This window comes from Streptomyces sp. NPDC002886, from assembly GCF_042888445.1.
Lineage (GTDB): Bacteria > Actinomycetota > Actinomycetes > Streptomycetales > Streptomycetaceae > Streptomyces.
Map to the genome: position 1 here is coordinate 111,734 of NZ_JBIAPV010000004.1, position 17,581 is coordinate 129,314.

Annotated in this window: 16 protein-coding genes; 7 read left to right on the top strand and 9 right to left on the bottom strand. The window is 73.5% G+C overall.

All coding sequences use genetic code 11. The annotated features are described in order from the left end of the window. Window positions 1-83 precede the first annotated feature (83 nt). The gene (locus tag ACFYYB_RS18955; protein ID WP_389436341.1) at window positions 84-323 is read left to right on the top strand and encodes a DeoR family transcriptional regulator; all 240 of its coding nucleotides are present in this window, start codon (window positions 84-86) and stop codon (window positions 321-323) included. A 94-nt stretch (window positions 324-417) separates the two neighbouring features. Here the strand turns inward: ACFYYB_RS18955 and argG are convergent, their stop codons facing one another. From argG to ACFYYB_RS18970, 3 genes are all read right to left on the bottom strand, one after another. Next, window positions 418-1,866 (bottom strand): argininosuccinate synthase, encoded by a 1,449-nt coding sequence (argG, locus tag ACFYYB_RS18960; protein WP_389436342.1) that lies wholly within the window; start codon window positions 1,864-1,866, stop codon window positions 418-420. A gap of 160 nt (window positions 1,867-2,026) precedes the next feature. Continuing rightward, window positions 2,027-3,202 (bottom strand): GDSL-type esterase/lipase family protein, encoded by a 1,176-nt coding sequence (locus ACFYYB_RS18965; RefSeq protein ID WP_389436343.1) that lies wholly within the window; start codon window positions 3,200-3,202, stop codon window positions 2,027-2,029. A gap of 116 nt (window positions 3,203-3,318) precedes the next feature. Then, complete coding sequence (locus ACFYYB_RS18970; protein ID WP_389437205.1) at window positions 3,319-3,888, bottom strand: TetR/AcrR family transcriptional regulator; 570 nt, start codon at window positions 3,886-3,888, stop codon at window positions 3,319-3,321. Window positions 3,889-3,959: 71 nt separating this feature from the next. Between ACFYYB_RS18970 and ACFYYB_RS18975 the strand changes: the two genes are divergently transcribed. The 3 genes from ACFYYB_RS18975 (at window position 3,960) to ACFYYB_RS18985 (ending at window position 7,086) form a co-directional block, all read left to right on the top strand. Then, window positions 3,960-4,475 carry an FBP domain-containing protein gene (locus ACFYYB_RS18975; protein WP_389436344.1) on the top strand — a complete coding sequence of 172 codons (516 nt, stop codon included), beginning with the start codon at window positions 3,960-3,962 and terminating at the stop codon, window positions 4,473-4,475. A gap of 250 nt (window positions 4,476-4,725) precedes the next feature. Then, complete coding sequence (locus ACFYYB_RS18980; protein WP_389436345.1) at window positions 4,726-6,126, top strand: Ig-like domain-containing protein; 1,401 nt, start codon at window positions 4,726-4,728, stop codon at window positions 6,124-6,126. A 54-nt stretch (window positions 6,127-6,180) separates the two neighbouring features. Further along, on the top strand, window positions 6,181-7,086 hold the full coding sequence (locus ACFYYB_RS18985) for a glycosyltransferase family 2 protein (RefSeq protein ID WP_389436346.1): 906 nt from the start codon (window positions 6,181-6,183) through the stop codon (window positions 7,084-7,086). Between the two features lie 36 nt (window positions 7,087-7,122). On the opposite strand, the gene ACFYYB_RS18990 is transcribed toward ACFYYB_RS18985, so the two are convergent. Next, a complete protein-coding gene (locus ACFYYB_RS18990) occupies window positions 7,123-8,364 on the bottom strand; it encodes a helix-turn-helix domain-containing protein (RefSeq protein WP_389436347.1) in 1,242 nt (413 codons plus the stop codon). A gap of 128 nt (window positions 8,365-8,492) precedes the next feature. Here ACFYYB_RS18990 and ACFYYB_RS18995 point away from each other — a divergent pair, with 128 nt between their 5' ends. Further along, on the top strand, window positions 8,493-9,383 hold the full coding sequence (locus ACFYYB_RS18995; protein WP_389436348.1) for an esterase/lipase family protein: 891 nt from the start codon (window positions 8,493-8,495) through the stop codon (window positions 9,381-9,383). A 24-nt stretch (window positions 9,384-9,407) separates the two neighbouring features. Here ACFYYB_RS18995 and ACFYYB_RS19000 read toward each other — a convergent pair whose 3' ends face one another. The 4 genes from ACFYYB_RS19000 to ACFYYB_RS19015 form a co-directional block, all read right to left on the bottom strand. Next, a complete protein-coding gene (locus ACFYYB_RS19000; protein WP_389436349.1) occupies window positions 9,408-10,367 on the bottom strand; it encodes an aldo/keto reductase family oxidoreductase in 960 nt (319 codons plus the stop codon). Window positions 10,368-10,376: 9 nt separating this feature from the next. Next, window positions 10,377-12,386 carry a peroxidase gene (locus ACFYYB_RS19005; RefSeq protein WP_389436350.1) on the bottom strand — a complete coding sequence of 670 codons (2,010 nt, stop codon included), beginning with the start codon at window positions 12,384-12,386 and terminating at the stop codon, window positions 10,377-10,379. Between the two features lie 246 nt (window positions 12,387-12,632). After that, complete coding sequence (locus ACFYYB_RS19010; protein WP_389436351.1) at window positions 12,633-12,914, bottom strand: hypothetical protein; 282 nt, start codon at window positions 12,912-12,914, stop codon at window positions 12,633-12,635. Window positions 12,915-13,285: 371 nt separating this feature from the next. After that, a complete protein-coding gene (locus ACFYYB_RS19015) occupies window positions 13,286-13,777 on the bottom strand; it encodes a GNAT family N-acetyltransferase (protein ID WP_389436352.1) in 492 nt (163 codons plus the stop codon). 180 nt (window positions 13,778-13,957) lie between these two features. Here ACFYYB_RS19015 and ACFYYB_RS19020 point away from each other — a divergent pair, with 180 nt between their 5' ends. Next, complete coding sequence (locus ACFYYB_RS19020; RefSeq protein WP_389436353.1) at window positions 13,958-14,779, top strand: hypothetical protein; 822 nt, start codon at window positions 13,958-13,960, stop codon at window positions 14,777-14,779. A gap of 144 nt (window positions 14,780-14,923) precedes the next feature. Continuing rightward, a complete protein-coding gene (locus ACFYYB_RS19025) occupies window positions 14,924-15,595 on the top strand; it encodes a TetR/AcrR family transcriptional regulator (protein WP_389436354.1) in 672 nt (223 codons plus the stop codon). 65 nt (window positions 15,596-15,660) lie between these two features. Here the strand turns inward: ACFYYB_RS19025 and ACFYYB_RS19030 are convergent, their stop codons facing one another. After that, window positions 15,661-17,562: an ATP-binding cassette domain-containing protein gene (locus ACFYYB_RS19030; RefSeq protein ID WP_389436355.1), complete on the bottom strand. Its 1,902-nt coding sequence runs from the start codon at window positions 17,560-17,562 to the stop codon at window positions 15,661-15,663. Window positions 17,563-17,581: the final 19 nt, after the last annotated feature.

The window sequence follows — 17,581 nt, forward strand, 5'->3', positions numbered from 1 at the left end:
GGGACCTTGGACCGAGTTCCGCCCATCCCCCGTGGTCTAATTTTGGTCTATATCTGGTCCACACACACGGAGGAAGCGCACGGATGAGCAGCCGACGGGGTTCCATCAGTCTGGCCACGGGCAAGCTGACCGCCACGTCCCGCCGGCACCACATCGTCGAGACGGCATGCCGCGAGGGGTACGTGTCCCTCGAACGGCTCATCCGCGAACTGGACGTCAGCGCGATGACCATCCACCGCGACCTACGGCTCCTGGACTCCCGGGGCCAGCTGCGCCGGGTCCGCGGCGGCGCGGTCGCCCCCTGGCCGACCACGGCCCCGTGAGGAAGACGAAGACGACGAAGACGACGAACGCCGCCCGCGGTCCCCACGGGGACCACGGGCGGCGCGTCACGTCACGTCCTGCCGCCGGCAGTGACTAGTCGGTGCCGAACTCCATGGCGGCACGGTCCAGCAGCTCGTCGTCGCCGGAGACCTCGCCGCGCGAGGCGATGGCCTCGGCGCCGCCCTCGGGCATGGCGCCGATCAGACCGGAGCCGGGCGCCTCGACGGCGCCGATGAGCGCGGGGTGCGTGGTGCCGACGATGCCGAGGCCGGCGTACTGCTCCAGCTTCGCGCGGGAGTCGGCGATGTCGAGGTTGCGCATGGTGAGCTGGCCGATGCGGTCCACCGGGCCGAACGCCGAGTCCTCGGTGCGCTCCATGGAGAGCTTGTCCGGGTGGTAGCTGAACGCCGGGCCCGTGGTGTTCATGATCGAGTAGTCCTCGCCGCGCCGCAGGCGCAGCGTCACCTCTCCGGTGATCGCCGTACCGACCCAGCGCTGCAGGGACTCGCGGATCATCAGCGCCTGCGGGTCGAGCCAGCGGCCCTCGTACATGAGGCGGCCGAGGCGCCGGCCCTCGTTGTGGTACTGGGCGACGGTGTCCTCGTTGTGGATCGCGTTGACGAGGCGCTCGTAGGCGGCGTGCAGCAGGGCCAGGCCCGGAGCCTCGTAGATGCCGCGGCTCTTGGCCTCGATGATCCGGTTCTCGATCTGGTCCGACATGCCCAGGCCGTGGCGGCCGCCGATGGCGTTCGCCTCCATGACCAGGTCGACGGCGGAGGCGAACTCCTTGCCGTTGATCGTGACCGGGCGGCCCTGCTCGAAGCCGATGGTGACGTCCTCGGTGGCGATCTCGACCGAGGGGTCCCAGAACCGGACGCCCATGATCGGGTCGACGGTCTCCACACCGGTGTCGAGGTGCTCCAGGGTCTTCGCCTCGTGGGTGGCGCCCCAGATGTTGGCGTCGGTGGAGTACGCCTTCTCGGTGCTGTCGCGGTAGGGCAGCTCGTGGGCGAGCAGCCACTCCGACATCTCCTTGCGGCCACCGAGCTCGGTGACGAAGTCGGCGTCGAGCCACGGCTTGTAGATGCGCAGGTGCGGGTTGGCGAGCAGGCCGTAGCGGTAGAACCGCTCGATGTCATTGCCCTTGAAGGTCGACCCGTCGCCCCAGATCTGGACGTCGTCCTCCAGCATCGCGCGGACCAGCAGCGTGCCGGTGACGGCGCGGCCGAGCGGCGTCGTGTTGAAGTACGCGCGACCGCCCGAGCGGATGTGGAACGCGCCGCAGGCGAGAGCCGCCAGGCCCTCCTCCACGAGCGCCGCACGGCAGTCGACCAGACGCGCGAGCTCGGCGCCGTACGCCGTGGCCCGTGCGGGCACCGACGCGATGTCGGGCTCGTCGTACTGGCCGATGTCGGCGGTGTAGGTGCAGGGGACGGCACCCTTGTCGCGCATCCAGGCGACGGCGACGGAGGTGTCGAGGCCGCCGGAGAAGGCGATTCCGACGCGCTCGCCGGTGGGCAGGGAGGTGAGAACCTTTGACATGGGATGAGTATGCGCGATGACGCATGTTCATGCAAAATCCGGGCCGGAGAACTTTCGGGCACCGAGCGGCGTGCCGTCATTCTGACCCCGGGCCGGGTCCGCGGCGAGTCCGGCGGAGCACCCGGAGGGGGCACCCCGCCGGCCGGCGCCGCGCGGTGGTTCAGGCCGTCTGCGGGGCGAAGGGGCCGCCGGCGGCGAAGGCGTGCCGGACGAAGTTCCCGGCGATGCGCACATGGCCAGCGGGGTCGGGGTGCAGGTCGTCGGGCAGGGGCAGTTCGGCGTGGTCCGCGGCCCCGTAGAGCTCACGGCCGTCGAGGTGGTGCAGGTGCGGATCCCCGGCCGCCCGCTGCGCGACGATCCCGGCGAGCGCCTCGCGGACGACATTGAGCGTCAGCCGCCCGGCGGCCCGTTCGGCCGGGTCACCCAGCGCCCTGAACCGCAGGGTCCCGGTACTGAAATCGGTGGTGAGGGGGCCGGGGGTGTCCTCCTGGATGGGGCACAGGAGGGGCGAGACGACCAGGAGCGGAGTCGTCGGATGGCCCTCGCGGAGGGTGTCGAGGAAGCCGTGGACCGCGGGCACGAAGGCGCGCAGCCGCATCAGGTCCAGGTTGACGATGTTGATGCCGATCTTGACGCTGATCAGGTCGGCGGGGGTGTCGCGCATCGCGCGGGCGGTGAAGGGGTCCAGCAGGGCGCTGCCGGAGAATCCCATGTTGACCAGGTCCACCGCCCCCTGCGCCGCGGCCAGGGCGGGCCAGGTGCCGGTGGGGCGCTCCGCGTTCGAGCCGTGGCTGATGGAGCTGCCGTGGTGCAGCCACACCCTGCGCCCGCTCTCGGGCGCCGGCGTGACGGGGGCGTCGGTGCGCAGCGCGATCAGCTCGGTCGTCTCGGTGTGGGGGAGCCAGATCTCGACGTGCTTGTCCCGCGCGGGCAGGTCCGCGAAGCGGGCGGTGCCGGGCGGCCCCTCTTCGAGTTCGACCGCCTGGGTGACCAGATCGAGGGTGCGGAGCCTGCCTCCGGGCACGGTGGCGGTGGCCGTGAGCACGCCGTCGATCACGAGGTCGTACGCGCCGTCGGGCGAGACCGGGAAGCCCCGGTAGGCCCGCTTCGTGGGCAGGGCGTCCAGCTCGATGACGGTCGCCCGGGTACGGAAGACCAGGCGCACGCCCGACGGGCGGGACTCGGCCGTGGCCAGTTGGTCGTCGGGGATCTGCGGGCGGACCCGGGCGGGCAGCCGGTGCGGCAGCAGGCCGCGCTCGGTGCGTTCCGCGTCGGCCGCGCCGCGCAGGAGGTCCTCGGTGACCGGGGTGATGATCCGGTCTCGGTCGGTGGTCATCGCATCGGCCTCGTCGTGATCGGGGTCGGGGTCGTGATCGGGGTCGGGGTCGTGATCGGGGTCGGGGTCGTGATCGGGGTCGGGTTACGCGGTTACGCGGTTACGCGGTTACGCGGTTACGCGGTTACGCGGTTACGCAGCATCGCGTCGAGCGAGTCCACCATCCAGTCCCAGGACTCCCGGGAATCGACGGCGGTGTGGCTGAAGCCGCCGGCCAGCTCCAGGCTGACGTAGCCGTGGAAGGCGCTGCCGAGCATCCGGACCGCGTGGGTCTGGTCGGGTTCCGTGAGGTCGTAGCCGCGCAGGATCGCCCGGGTCATCTGGGCGTGCCGGACGCCCGCACTGGCGGCCGCCGTCTCGGGGTCGAGCCGGAGCCGGGCGGCGTCGTAGCGGCCGGGGTGCTCCCGGGCGTAGTCCCGGTAGGCGTCGGCGAAGGCCGCGAGGGCGTCCCTCCCGGCCCGCCCCGCGAGGGCGGCCGCGACCCGGTCGGCCAGTTCCTCCAGCGCGAACAGGGCGATCCGGGTCCTGAGGTCCTGGGAGTTCTTCAGGTGCGAGTAGAGGCTCGCGACCTTGACGTCGAACCGCCGGGCGAGCGCCGAGACGGTCACCTGGTCGAAGCCGACCTCGTCGGCGAGTTCCGCGCCGGCCCGGGTCAGCCGCTCGGTGGTCAGTCCTGCTCGAACCATCATGTGCCTCCTAGCTGGCGATAGCCATTATGCGTTTGCCTAAAACCTTTAGGCAAATTAGCCTGCCACTCATGAAGCCGTTGACCGAGCAAGAGATCCGTACCGCCTTCGTGAACTGCACCAAGGGCGAGGCCAAGCGCCTGTCCGTCCCCCGCGATCTGGCCGAGCGCCCCTGGGACGACCTGGACTTCCTCGGCTGGTGGGACCCCAAGGCCCCCGAGCGCGCCTACCTCGTCACCGAGCTGGACGGTCGCGCGGTCGCCCTCGCGCTGCGTTCCTCCGGCGCCGGCCCCTCCCAGGCGCGGCGCAGCATGTGCTCGCTGTGCCTGACCACCCACACCGGGGGCGTCTCCCTGATGGTCGCGCCGAAGGCGGGCAAGGCCGGGCAGCAGGGCAACTCCGTGGGCGCCTACATCTGCTCCGACCTCGCCTGCTCGCTCTACGTACGGGGCAAGAAGAACGCGGGCCCGGACGGACGGCTCCACGAGTCGCTCACTCTGGAGGAGAAGATCCAGCGGACGGTCGCGAACCTCGCCGGCTTCGTCTCCAACGTCACGGCCGTCGGCGCAGCCACCGCCACGGCCTGACCTCGACGGCCTGACCGGCATGACCTGACCGCGACCGCCCGAGGCGCCCCTCCCCTACTCCGTACGAGCCCTCTTCGGTGCCCATTCGGCCCCACGGGCCGAGTTCATGATCATCAGGCTGCCCGGAAATCGTTTTGATGCTGCCATCCGGCCGAAGGCGATCTGGGAGGGCTGCGTGGCGCGCATGCTGTCATCGACACACCGTGGAGGACTCGGGCGACGGGGCAGGACGTGGACCGCGGCGGGGGCGGTGGCCGGCCTGGTCTTCGTCGTCGCCGCCGCGCCCCAGTCCGCGTCACCGTCCGGGGCCGGGGCGCGGAACCCGGGCGAGCACTCCGGCTCCGTCGAGCTGCTGGTGGGCCGGGCCCTGGAGGACGGGGGCCGGCGGTGCGCGATGGACGCCTTCCGGGCCGGGCTGTGCGGCGGGCTGGAACAGCAGCTGGTCCGGGCCACCGCGAGCGGGGCCGGTTCCGTGGTGCGCGATCCCTCCTCCCGCGGCGCGGCCCGGGCGGCGGCGCACACGGTCGTCCTGCCCACGGACGCGGCCAGCCCCCTGGAAATCACCCTGGCCGGCCCGGGGCTGCTCACCTACGTCACCGTCCACGACGGTCACGGCCGCTACGTGGGCGGCGCCCTGGGCGCACGGGGACACCACTGGGGCAACACCGAGCCGCTGCGCGCCGGGGAGACCTACACCGTCCGGGTCGGCGCCCAGGACGCGGCGGGTACCCCCGTCGGCGTGACCATGGCGTTCCGGACCGCGGAGGCGGCGCAGGACGACCGGCTCACCGCGGAGTTCGGGCCGCGGCCGGGCACCTACGGGGCGGGGATGATCGTGACGGCCTCCCTGAGCCGGCCGGTCCCCGCCGCCGATCCCGCCGCGCGGGTCCGGGTGGAGCGGGCCCTGCAGGTCACCTCGGAACCGGCCGTCGAGGGGGCCTGGCACTGGGTCGACGACTCGACCCTGCACTACCGCCCCCGCACCTACTGGCCCGCCCACGCCGTGGTGCACGTGGTCAGCGGTCTCGACGGGGTCGAGGTCGGGGACCGGGAGTACGGCGGCCCCTCGGAGCCCCTGCGGCTCACCGTCGGCGACCGGATCGAGGCCGTCACCGACGCCGCCGCGCACGAGATGACCGTACGGCGCAACGGCCGGACCGTCCGGACCATTCCGGTGACCACCGGCAAGGCCGGGTTCCTGACGCGCAGCGGCATCAAGGTCGTGCTCGGCAAGGAGCGCAAGGTGCGGATGCGCGGGGACACCGTGGGCATCAAGCGCGGCACCAGCGAGTTCTACGACCTGCCCGTCCTCTACGCGACCCGGGTCACCTGGAGCGGGGAGTACGTGCACGCCGCGCCCTGGTCGGTCGACGCGCAGGGCGAGGAGAACGTCAGCCACGGCTGCACGGGCATGAGCACCGCCGACGCCGCCTGGTTCTTCGACACGGTGCGGGAGGGGGACGTGGTGTCTGTGGTCAACAGCGGCGGTGAGCCGATGGCCCCGTTCGCCAACGGGTTCGGGGACTGGAACCTCGACTGGAACGCCTGGCTGGCCGGCAGCGCGCTGGGCGCCGCCACCGATGCCCCGCTGGCCTCCGCCGCCGCGCTCGCGTCGGCGCACGGACCGTCCCGGCTGCTCCCCCTCACCTGAGCGGGCCCCGCTGCCCGGAGGGGCGGGCACGGCCCTTCCGCTAGCATCCGGTCCGTGCCCGCCTCCTCCTCACTCCCCTCCCCCGCCGCCGCCACGCGGATCGACGTCGTCCTACTGACGATGAACGACCGTCCCGACGAGGAGGCGGCGGCCGTCCGTACGCTCCTCGCACAGGAGGACGTCGAGCTCCGCATCGTCATCGTCGGCAACGGCTGCCGCCCCTCGCTGTCGGTGGACGGCGCCACCGTCCTCACCCTCCCGGAGAACCTCGGCATCCCCGAGGGCCGCAACCGCGGCGCGCTCGCCCTGCGGGACACGGGCAGCGAGTTCCTCTTCTTCCTCGACAACGACGCCTCCTTCCCGCGGCCCGACGTCCTGTCCCGGCTGGTGGCCGAGGCCCGCCGGCGCCCGGAGGCCGCGTACGTCCAGCCGCGGCTGACCGGACCCGACGACACCACGACGCCGCGCCGTTGGGTTCCCCGGCTGCGCACCGGCGATCCGGGGCGGCCCGGCACCATCGCCACCATGACCGAGGGCGTGGTCATGGTCCGCCGGGACGCCTTCGACGCGGCCGGGGGCTGGCCCGACTTCTTCCTGTACCACGAGGGCATCGACCTCGCGTACCGGCTCTGGGAGCAGGGCGGCACCGGCTGGTACGCGGCGGGGGTCCGGATGCACCACCCGGTCACCAGCCCCACCCGGCACGCGCTCTTCCACCGGCTGGCCGCCCGCAACCGCGTCTGGCTCGCCTATCGCAACCTCCCCGCGCCCCTCATCCCGGCGTACCTCGGCATCTGGACGGCCGTGACGGCGCTGCGCGGACTGCGCGGCGGCGGTCTGCGGGACTCGCTCCAGGGGCTGCGCGAAGGATGGGCGGCCCGGCACGCCCAGACGCGGCGGCCCATGCGCTGGCGCACCGTACTGCGCCTCACGGCCGCGGGCCGTCCGCCGGTGCTCTGAGCCGCCCGGTCACGGGAACCGGCCCGCCGGTGCGTCTCAGGCGCCGGTGCGGCGGGCCGCGCCGTATGCCGTCAGGGCGGCCGCGAGGTGGCGGGCTCCCGTGGGGTCGGTGGCGTCGTGGCCGGTGAGCAGGCGGATGCGGCCCAGGCGGTAGGTCAGCGTGTTGCGGTGGACGGTGAGGGCGTCGGCGGCATCGGCTCGCCGGTAGCCGGCCGCGATGAACTCCCGCAGCGTGGCGATCAGATGGGGCTGGTCTTCGAGGGGCGCCAGGACCCGGGCCAGGGCGTCTCGGGCGGGGCCGGGCTGTACGAGCTGGTACTCGACGGCCAGGTCGGCCAGCCGGTAGAGACCCGGCGGGCGTCCCAAGTCCTCGGCCAGGGACAACACTTCGGAGGCCTCGGCCTGGGCCCGGGGGATCGATTCGTGGTCCTCGGCGACGGCGGCCGCCGCCGTGCATCGCAGTTCGGCCGCCGTATCGAGGCGGGCGAGCAGGCGCCTGGTCGCGCCGTCGGGGCCGGTCGGGCCACGGAGGCCGGGCGGAACCGGGCCGAGCGGAACCAGAAGGACGCCTCCCTCGCCCTTGAAGGTGGCGAGCACTTCCGGGTTTCCGTCCAGTTCGGAGCGCAGGGCGCGCAGGATGCGGTTCGTCGCGCCGCCGGGTGCCTCGGGCAGCCGCAGGACGACCACCTCGTACCGCTCGGCGAGGGTGCGCCCGTACCGTTCGGCCGCGCGCCGGGCCGGGCGGCCCGCGAGCAGGACTCCGGCGAGGTTGCGGCCGTGTTCGCGCTGTTCCCAGTCGAGGTCGGCCTGTTCGCGCAGATAGGCCTCGGCGACCTTGGGCATGACCTCGCCGAGGAACGTCAGCAGGCCCGTGACCAGGGCGTACGGGTCGTCGACGGGATCCGGGCCGGTTGCGGCGAGCTCCCAGGCGCGGCGGGCGCCGAGCGGGTAGACCCGTAGCACCGCCTCCAGGGGAACCCCGTCCCGGGCCCGTTCGGCGCCCCAGGCCACGGGGGCTGCCAGCTCGGCTTCGGTGGGCGCCCGCCCTTCGGCGACGGTGGTGAAGAACAGCTTCAGCACGGCTTCGGTGTTCGCGACCAGGTCGCCGCCGAGGACGCTGTCGGGCAGCAGCCGGTAGGCGGGGATGTCGGCGGTCAGCCGGGCGACGGTCTCGGCCGCCATCTCCGCTATCCGGGGCAGCAGCACGGCGGCGAGTCCCGGCGCACCGCCCGATGCCGGACCCGCCGTACCGCCCGCCGTACCGCTCGCGTCGTCCATCCCCGCATTGTCACCGTGCACAAACGCGGGAGGAAGCATTCTGCGCGTACCGCCAGGGGACACGGGCCGCGCACCGGAGCATTCTGTGCAGTCCGACCAGTGCATGACCCCCCGTCAGGAGATGTCGTATGGCTCGCCGTACCCGTGCGTCGCGCACCCGCACCCTGCTCGCCAGGGCCGCCCTCCCGCTGGCCCTCCTGCTCGGAGCCGCCTTCCCGGCACACGCCGCCGGCGAGGGCGTCACGGGAGGCGGGGTCAACGACTTCTCCTGCCGGCCGAGCGCCGCGCACCCCGAGCCCGTGGTGCTGCTCCACGGCACCTTCGCCACCTGGTACGAGGACCTCAACTTCCTCCAGCTGGACCTCGCCGCCCGCGGCTACTGCACCTTCGCCCTGACCTACGGCGCCTACGACGGCTTCCCGCTGGTCGGAGGCCTCAAGCCGGTGGCCGTCTCCAACCTGGAGATCAAGGAGTACGTCGAGAAGGTGCGCGGCGCGACCGGCGCGGCCAAGGTCTCGGTCGTCGGCCACTCCGAGGGCGGACTGCAGGCCCTCTACCTCGCCAAGATGCAGGGGATCCAGCCCCACATCAAGGCGGTCGTGGCCATCGCTCCCCCGACCCACGGCACGAACGCCGCCGGGCTGCTGGAGCTGGGCGACAAGCTCATCGGCCGGGCGACCATGGAGAAGATCGTGACCACCATCGGCATCCCGGTGCTCGCCGACGAGGTGCCCGGCGGTCCCGCGATCCTCGCGCTGAACGACGGCCCGGTGGCCCAGCCCGGGATCGCGTACACCGTGATCACCTCGCGCTACGACGAACTGGTGACCCCGACGGAGACGGCGTTCGTCCGCGAGCCGGGGGTCAAGAACCAGTACGTGCAGGACTTCTGCCCCTTCGACCCGGTGGGCCACATCGGCGAGGCCTACGACCTGAACGTCTGGCACATGGTCCGCAACGCGCTCGACCCGCGCCGCGCCACCCCGATCCTGGTGTGCGCGGTCGGCTCGCCCGGCTAGGTCGTCTCCGGTTGCCGCCCCTGGTTAGGGAAGCGGTCCGCCCCGGGCCGTGAGCCACAGGGAGTACCACTCCTCGTGGCCGAGGTCCGGGGTCCGCAGCGCGGCGTCACGGCAGGCCCGGATCCGCTCCGGGCGGCCGGTGCCGATGACGGGGGCGATCCGGGCCGGGTGGCGCTGCAGCCACCACAGCAGGATCGTCTCCGGTGTCGTGTCCTTCGCCTTGGCCAGGGCCCGCAGGTGCTCGGCGGTCGCGTGCTCCCCGACGCTCGACTCCCGTCCGGTGAAACGTCCTTGGGCCAGGGGACCGTAGGCCTGGAGGCGGACCCCGTTCGCCGTGCAGTACTCGACGGTGCCGGCCGGGAAGCCGACGGCGGCCGCGGCCGGGGTGTTCACGAGGACCCCGTCCTCCAGCCAGTCCCGCCGGTCCAGGCTCATTTCCAGCTGGTTCGCGACGAGCGGGATGTCGAGGTGCCGTTGCAGGTTCGCGATCTGCGCGGCGTTCATGTTGGAGACGCCGAACTGCTTCACCAGGCCCTGGCGGTGCAGCGAGGTGAGTGCCTCGGCGATCTCCGCCGGATCCGCCAGGGGGTCGGGCCGGTGCAGGAGCAGGACGTCGATCACGTCGGTGCGCAGCCGCGTGAGGCTCTCCTCGACGCGGCTGAGGATGCTCGCGCCCCGCAGGTCGTAGATGCCGGGACGGTCGCCTTCGGCGAGGCGGATGCCGCACTTGGTCTGCAGCGTGATGCGCTCGCGCAGACCGGGGGTGCGGGCCAGCACCTCGCCGAAGACGGCTTCCGCCTTTCCGTGCCGGTAGATGTCGGCGTGGTCGAACATCGTGATGCCGCTGTCGAGGGCGGCCTCGATCACCGCCTCGGCCTCGTCGATGTCCTCGGCCTGGTACGGGCCGCGCTCCCAGCTCCCGCCGAGAGCCATGCAGCCGTAGATCAACCGGGTGTCGCCTGTCACTGGTTCCGTGATCGCCATGCGGTCACCCTACGAGGCGGACGCCTTCCACAGAACCCGGGTCCCGTCCAGGATCACCAGCTCTCCGGAGGGGCGCAGCAGGAGGCGCGCGCCCGGGCGGCCGCCGGTCCCGCTGGACCATACCGTGGCGCCTTCGGCGTCGCGCACGAGCAGTTCGCCGTCCTGCGTGAGCACGGCGTCGTGGCCGACGCCGCCCGTGTACGTGTGCCAGGTGCGGGTGCCCCGGGCATCGAGCAGGGCGAGGTCGCCGGAGGCCTCGAGGGTCAGCCTGGCCTTGCCCGCGTCGAGGACGTCGCCGGGGCGCAGGACCGAACCGGTGTGGAACTCGATGGAGACGTCGAGTTCGCCCTTGGCCAGGGCGCGCAGGACGGGGAGGGAGGGGCTGAAGGCGTATACCGATCCCTCGGTGCGGACGAACCGGCCGAAGTGGAGGGTGTTGGCCCGGCTGCCGGTGCCGTCCGCCGAGGGGGTTTCGAAGGCGATGGCCGAATCGGGGCCGAGCACGGGGTCACAGCCGGCGCGCGGGTTGCGGCCGGCCGGGAAGTCGGGTTCGTTGACCCACTTGCGCATCACCAGCTCGAACTGCCCCACCAGGTCCGACTGGTGGCAGACGAAGACCAGCCCGCGCGCGGTCTGCGGACCGTGCTCCTCGCCCAGTTCGGGCTGGTATACGGGGCCGTACGGGATTCCGCGCCGCATCAGGCGCCGCGCGTCGAGCTCCGCCTGGGCGACGGGAGGACGGCCCGGGGTGAGGACCAGGCCGTCGCGGGGGTTCCCCTTGCGGATGTGCGCGAAGAGCGGCATCCCCCAGCCCTGCGGGTCCTGGCCGTAGGCGAGTCCGGCGTCGGGGTGCTTGCCCGGCGCGGGCAGTTGCTCCGCCGCGGGGCACAGGGAGACGGGCATGCCGCCCGGCCAGCGGCCCATCAGGCGGGCGCCGAGCCATTCGCGGCCGGCGTCGGCGGGCGCGGCGCCGGCGCGCTGGAGTTCGGCGAGGCGCAGGGCCACCTGGGTCCACCAGCCGGGCACGTCCTGCGCGAGGCGGCGTACCACCTGGAAGGCGCCGCCGGTGGCCCAGGCGGGCAGGCCCGTGGGGCGCTTGTTCACCCTCTCGGGGCCGACGACGAACTCGCCCGCGGGGATCAGCCGGGTGCCGGGCTTGCCGAACACGCCGGAGGCGTCAGCCGGGTCGGGCTCGTCGAAGCCCCGTACGCCGGGCTGGCTGATGCAGTCGAGGAAGCCGAAGTGCTCGTGCCCGCGCAGCTCCCCGGGGAGGGTGGCCCCGTCCTGGCGGAACAGGACCGTCGCGCCGTCCGCGGCCGCACCCGCGCTGTGTTCGGCGACCGCGGCGGCGAGGCGTTCGGGCTGGTCGGCGGCGAGTGTGAGGACCACGTGCACCGCGCGGGCGGGCTCCTCGGCGCCGAACAGCCAGGACTGCGGGGCGCTGGTTCCGGTGTCGCCGAGCTGCTGCGCGCGGGCGGCGGAGCCCTGGGTGAAGGCCTCGGCGCTGGAGCCGGCCGGGGCGGCGGGGAAGGGCTCCTTGCCCGAGAGCAGGCGCAGCCCGGGATGGGTCAGGCCGATCCCGGTCCACAGGGTGGCCATGGATTCGGGGTCGATGCCGCCCCTGAGTCGGCGGGCCCTGCTGAAGGCCCGGTTGAAGCGGGCCACCTCCTCGGTGGTGGAGACCGAGGGCAGCAGGCGGGTCAGCCAGCGCCGGGCCTTCGCGGCGTCGCCGAAGTGGAGGAACAGGAAGCAGGCGTGGTCCTTGCGGAACCCGGCGAGGATGTCGCCCTGGGAGTCCCGGTCGGTGCGCAGCGGGAGGGGAGCGGGGGCGGTGTCCCCCCGCGCGGGCTCCGCGCCCGGGCCGGCCGCTGCCGGGCGGGCCGGGGACCCGGCCGCCCACGCCGTGGGCGCGAGGCCCGTGGTGAGACCGGCGGCGGCGAGGGCCGCCGCCTGGACCACGGTCCTGCGGGCGGGTCCGGTGTGGGGGCAGCCCGGGGGCGGCGACGGGGCGAGGACCATCGGCTTGCTCCAAGTGGCGTGGGGAGGCGGGAAAGGGAATCGCGTCGGGGAAGGACGGGGAAGGACGAGCCACCGCGGGTCCCGGGCCGGGGCAGGGGTCGCGGGGCACGGGTCGCGGTGGGCGGGGCACGGGTCGCGGTGGGCGGGGCACGGGTCGCGGTGGCGCGTACGCACGGCACGACACGGCACCGCACCCGACAGGCCGCACCGCACGGGGAGCGGCGTCGGCTCAGATGCCGCGCACGGTCACGAACGCCGTGCGGCGCGGCAGTACCCCGTGCGGGGGGACGGGTCCCCGTGCACGCCCGGGGCTTTGGCGCGGGTGAGCCGGAGGGGCGTCCGGCCTCCGCGCCCGCAGGCGCCCCCGAGCCCGGCGGCGGTGAGGCCCCGGCGCGGCGCCGGCGGCCGGCCGGCCGCGTTCCGCGCGTCTTCGACGGGCTTCGGCGCGGCCGCACGGTGGCCGGGCTTCGCGGCATCCCCCGCGATCGGGGTGGCGGACGGGACGGAGGGAACGGCGGCGACAGCCATGGGGCCGGGGACTCCTCAGTGCGGGGGCCGACGGGCAGCACGCGCTGCCGGTGATCCACACACTCGGTGATCAACGCCGAGCGCGCGCGCCGGGGGCCCCGATGGGGTGATGCTCCGCTGTCGGTCCGTCACCCGTACGCACCAGGACGGGGTCTGTCGGCCCGTCCGGGCATGGCGGGGTCCGGTCGCCGGGTCGGCCAGGCGCCGCGCCGGACGAGGCGAAGGGCAGCGCCGGACTGGCCCGGCGCCACACCGGACGGGGCAGGCTCGCCGCCGGACGGGGCAGGCACCACACCGGACGGGGCGGACGAGGCGAAGGAGAGCGCAGGGCCGGTCGTGGGCGGCGCCGACCGGAGGGGCGCGGCGGCCGGTCAGCCCTCGGCCGTGAGTGCCCGCCGGTAGGTCAGCCCGGGGCAGCCGTTCAGGACGGTCTCCCCCACCACCGTGAATCCGGTCCGCCGGAGCACCGCCGCCGATGCCGGGTTGTCCAGGGCGGCGGACGCCGTGAGGGAACCGAGCCCGTACTCCGAGGCGGCGAGCCGGCAGACCTCGCGGACGGCCGCGGTGGCCGCGCCGCGGCCCGCCGCCCGTTCGCCGATCCGGTAGCCGAGGTCGGCGGCGCCGTCCGCGAGGTCCACCAGGTTGACGCGCCCGATCAGCTCTCCGGAGGTGTCCAGCACCAGGTGGAACAGGCACGCGCCGGTGTCCTGTTCGGCGAGCAGGGCTTGGTGGCGGGCGGCGAACTCCGCGAAGTACGCGTCCCCGCGGTCCGGTACGGAGCGGGCGAAGTACGCCCGGTTGTCCCGCTCGAAGGCCAGCAGGGCAGCCTCGTGATCGGCCCGCAGGCGTTCGAGTCGCAGCATGCCGGGCAGGATATACAGGCCGCGCGGACGCGCGCCCGCGCATTTCCGGGGGCCTTCGGGGAGCGCCCCGGTCGGCGGTGGGGTCCCTTTTTTCCCTCCCGTCGATGAAGTGTGCGAGCGTGTCGCGTTCGCGTCCCGACCCGGGGGGGCTGGGACGGCAACCGACCAAGGGGTGGGGAAATGAAGGCAGGAACGGTTACCACGGGCATCGCGGCCGCCGTGATCGTGTCGGCGGGCCTGAGCGGCTGTACGTCCGGCGCCGCCGTGGGCAAGAAGGCGGCCGACTCGGCGCAGACGCTGGTCTCGACGCTCGCCAAGGCCTCCGACGAGGCCTCCAAGGCGGGCTCGGCCGAGGTCGAGATGAGCGTGACGATGCCCGACACGGGCGGCAAGCCGGTCCAGCTGAACGGCGTCTACTCCTGGGGCAACGGCCTCGCGATGGAGGCGGAGATGCCGGCCAAGGACCTCCACATGGAGAACCTGGTCGCCGACGGCACGATCACCTACCGGGTCGTCCAGGGGGCGTACTACTTCGGCATCGACCCGGCGCCGAGCGGCCCCTTCGCGGGCAAGACCTGGCTGAAGATCGAGCCCTCGGCCGTGCTCGGCGAGAAGGGCGCCGCCGGGATGAACACCGGCAACAACGACCCGACGGCCGGACTGAAGGCGCTCAAGTGGGCCAGCGACGTCACCGAGGTCGGCCGGGAGGACGTCAACGGGAAGAGCTCCGTCCACTACCGGGCCACGGTACCGGCGGACAAGGTGGACGGTGCCGGAGCGGTGTTCGACGCGGTGGGCGGCGCCGCCGCGACCGAGCTCGTCACGGACGTCTGGGTCGACGACAAGGGCATGCCCTCGCGGCTGAACCAGACCTTCGGGAACGTGGCCGTCCACATCGACTTCTTCTCCTTCGGCCTGGCGAAGGACATCGCGGTCCCGCCGGCCGCCGAGACGGGCGACATCACCGAGGCCGTCAAGAACGGCCGCTCGACGCAGGGCTGACCCGCGCGCAGAGCTGACGCGCGCGGGACGAGGCGGGCGGGCCGAGGCGTGCGTGCGCGCGCGCGTGTCGAAGGCTCCGGTTCCTACACTGGCCCCGGTACGCACCTCCCCCGCACGCCACCCGCACGTACGAAGGACTCCCCCATGGAAGCCGAGCCGGCGAACGCCACCGACGCGTACGGCATCCCGGCCGCCCCCGCTTCCTCCGACGCCGTCCGGCGCAAGCGCCGGGCGATCGAAGACGCGGCGGCCGCGGAGTTCCTCGCCGAGGGGTACGCGGGCGCCTCCATGGACGCGATCACCAGCCGCTCCGGGGCCTCCAAGGCGACGGTGTACAAGCATTTCGGCACCAAGGAGCGGCTGTTCCTCGCCGCCGTCGGCGGCATCCTGCGCGAGACCTACGCGGACCTCGAACCGGGCGGCTCCGCCCTCGTGGAAGCCCCGGATCTGCGCGCCGCCCTCATCGCCCTCACCGGCGACTGGACCGCCCTCCTGCTCCGCCCCGACATCATGGCGCTCCGCCGCCTGGTGATCGGGGAGATCCACCGCTTCCCCCAGCTGGGCCGGCTCTGGTACCGGGTCACGTACGACATGTTCAACGGGCCCCTCGTCGAGGCCATCGCCGAACTCGGCCGGCGCGGAAGGCTCCAGGTCCCCGATCCCGTGCTCGCCGTCCGGCAGCTCGTCGCCGCCACCGTCGGCGTCCCGCAGCTGGAGCACACCTTCGCCCCCGGCACCGAGACCGACCCGGCGGAGCTGACCCGCCTCGTCACCTCGGGAGTCGACCTCTTCCTGGCCCGCTACGCCTCTTCGTAGCCGCGCGGCCGCGTACCCCGCTCCGTGCGTACGGAGCGGGGCGCGCGGGCCGGCGGTCCCGCGGGTCAGCGGTCCTGCGAGAGCCCGTACAGCTCGGCGAAGGTGCCGCCGAGGGCGGTCAGTTCGGCGAAGGTGCCGGTCTCGGTGACCCGGCCCTTGTCCAGGACGATGATCCGGTCGGCCAGCCGGCAGTTCTCCATCCGGTGGGTGACGATCATGGTGATCCGGTCCTCCTTCATCTCCTGCAGGCCGGTGAAGATCCGGTGCTCACCGCGGGCGTCCATCGCCGAGGTCGGCTCGTCCATGATCAGCAACCGGGGCCTGCGGTGGAAGGCGCGGGCGCAGGCCAGGCGCTGCCACTGGCCCCCGGACAGTTCGTGGCCGCCCCACAGGGAGCGGGCCAGGAGCGTGTCCAGGGCGTGCGGGTAGCCCTGCACCTGCCGGCGCATGCCGACCGCGTCGAGCGCCTCCCACACCGCGTCGTCCCCGCGGGCGTCGGGCTGGCCGAGGGTGACGTTGTCGCGCACCGTGAACGGCCACTGGGCGTAGGACTGGGCGACCAGCCCGACGTGCGTCCACAGGGTCCGCTGGTCGTGCGCCCGGGTCGGGATGCCGTCCCAGTACGCTTCCCCGTCGCTGGGGACCGTAAGGCCGGTCAGCAGGCGGATCAGGGTGGACTTCCCGGCGCCGTTCTCGCCGACCACGGCGATGATCTCGCCCCGGGACAGGGACAGGCTGACCGGGCCGAGCGCCGGGGTGTCCTTGCCCGGGTAGGTGTACGAGGCGTTCTCCAGGCTGACCTTCTCCGGCGGCCCCGCCTCCACCGCGCCCCGGGTGACGGCCAGTTCGCGGGCCTGCTCCAGGAAGAGGCGGTAGTCCTCCAGGTAGAGGGCGTGCTGGAACATGGCGGCGCCGTAGACCACCAGGCTGGAGAGGGCGGAGGCGGAGGTCCGCATGGCGACGATGGCGGTGCCCGCCGCCGCCAGGGCCATGGACCCGGCCAGGACCAGCGCGCCCAGCGCGGCCCAGGTACCGAGCTGGAAGAGGCCGCCGAGGGCCGCGGCGAGGAGCGAGACCCTGAGGTAGCGCGGGGCGGAGCCGACGAGTTTGGAGTCGATGCGGGCGCAGACGGCGGCGTACCAGGCGTGGGCGTGGGGGCGCATGGAGTTGCAGCGCAGCTCGTCGCCGAGCTTGTGGGTGGTGAGGTACCAGCGCATCATGCCGCGGATGTTGCGGGAGGCGATCGTCTCGTTGTGGAGGGCGTAGTCCAGCCGGGCGGCGATGACGGCGCCCACACCGCGCGGGACGACGGAGAGCAGGAGCAGCGGCATCAGGACGGGGTGGACGACGGCGAGGACCCCGGCCACCGCCACGAGGTTGACCAGGCCGTTGACGAAGGCCATCGCGTCCTTGACGAGCATGGAGGAGCGGGCCGCGCCGATCTCGGCGGCCTCCGAGCGGTCGGAGAACGCGGGCTCGTCGTAGGCGGACACCTCCACGTCCATGTGGGCGTCGACCATGTCGAGGTCGGCCGTGGTCGCCAGGCGCGGGGTGAGCCTGCGTGCGGCGCTCCCGGACACGATCTGGGCGGTCGTACCGGCTCCGGCCGCGACGGCGGCCACGGCAAGCGGCCAGGCGGCGTCGGCGATGCGCTCATGGGCGCCGCCTCCGGTCAGGAGCGGTCCCATCGCCTCGGCGACGGCTCCGAGGGAGACGGCCGTACAGACCCCGGCGAGGATCTGGCCCGCCAGCAGCCGGGTCGCGGAGGCGCGGTCGAGCCGCCAGGCCATCCGCGCGGTCTGCGCCAGGGCGGCGGGCAGTCGCGCGGCCATCGCGCGGAGCGAGAGCTGCTCCATGACCTTCTGGTGGGCACCGAAGGCGAACGTGAACTCGGGTGGGTCGGCGGGCGCCGGGGCGCTCGGCGCCGCCGGTCCGCCCTGGGTGCTGCGTGCCGTCTTCTCAGCCACGTGCGGCTCCTTCACGTCG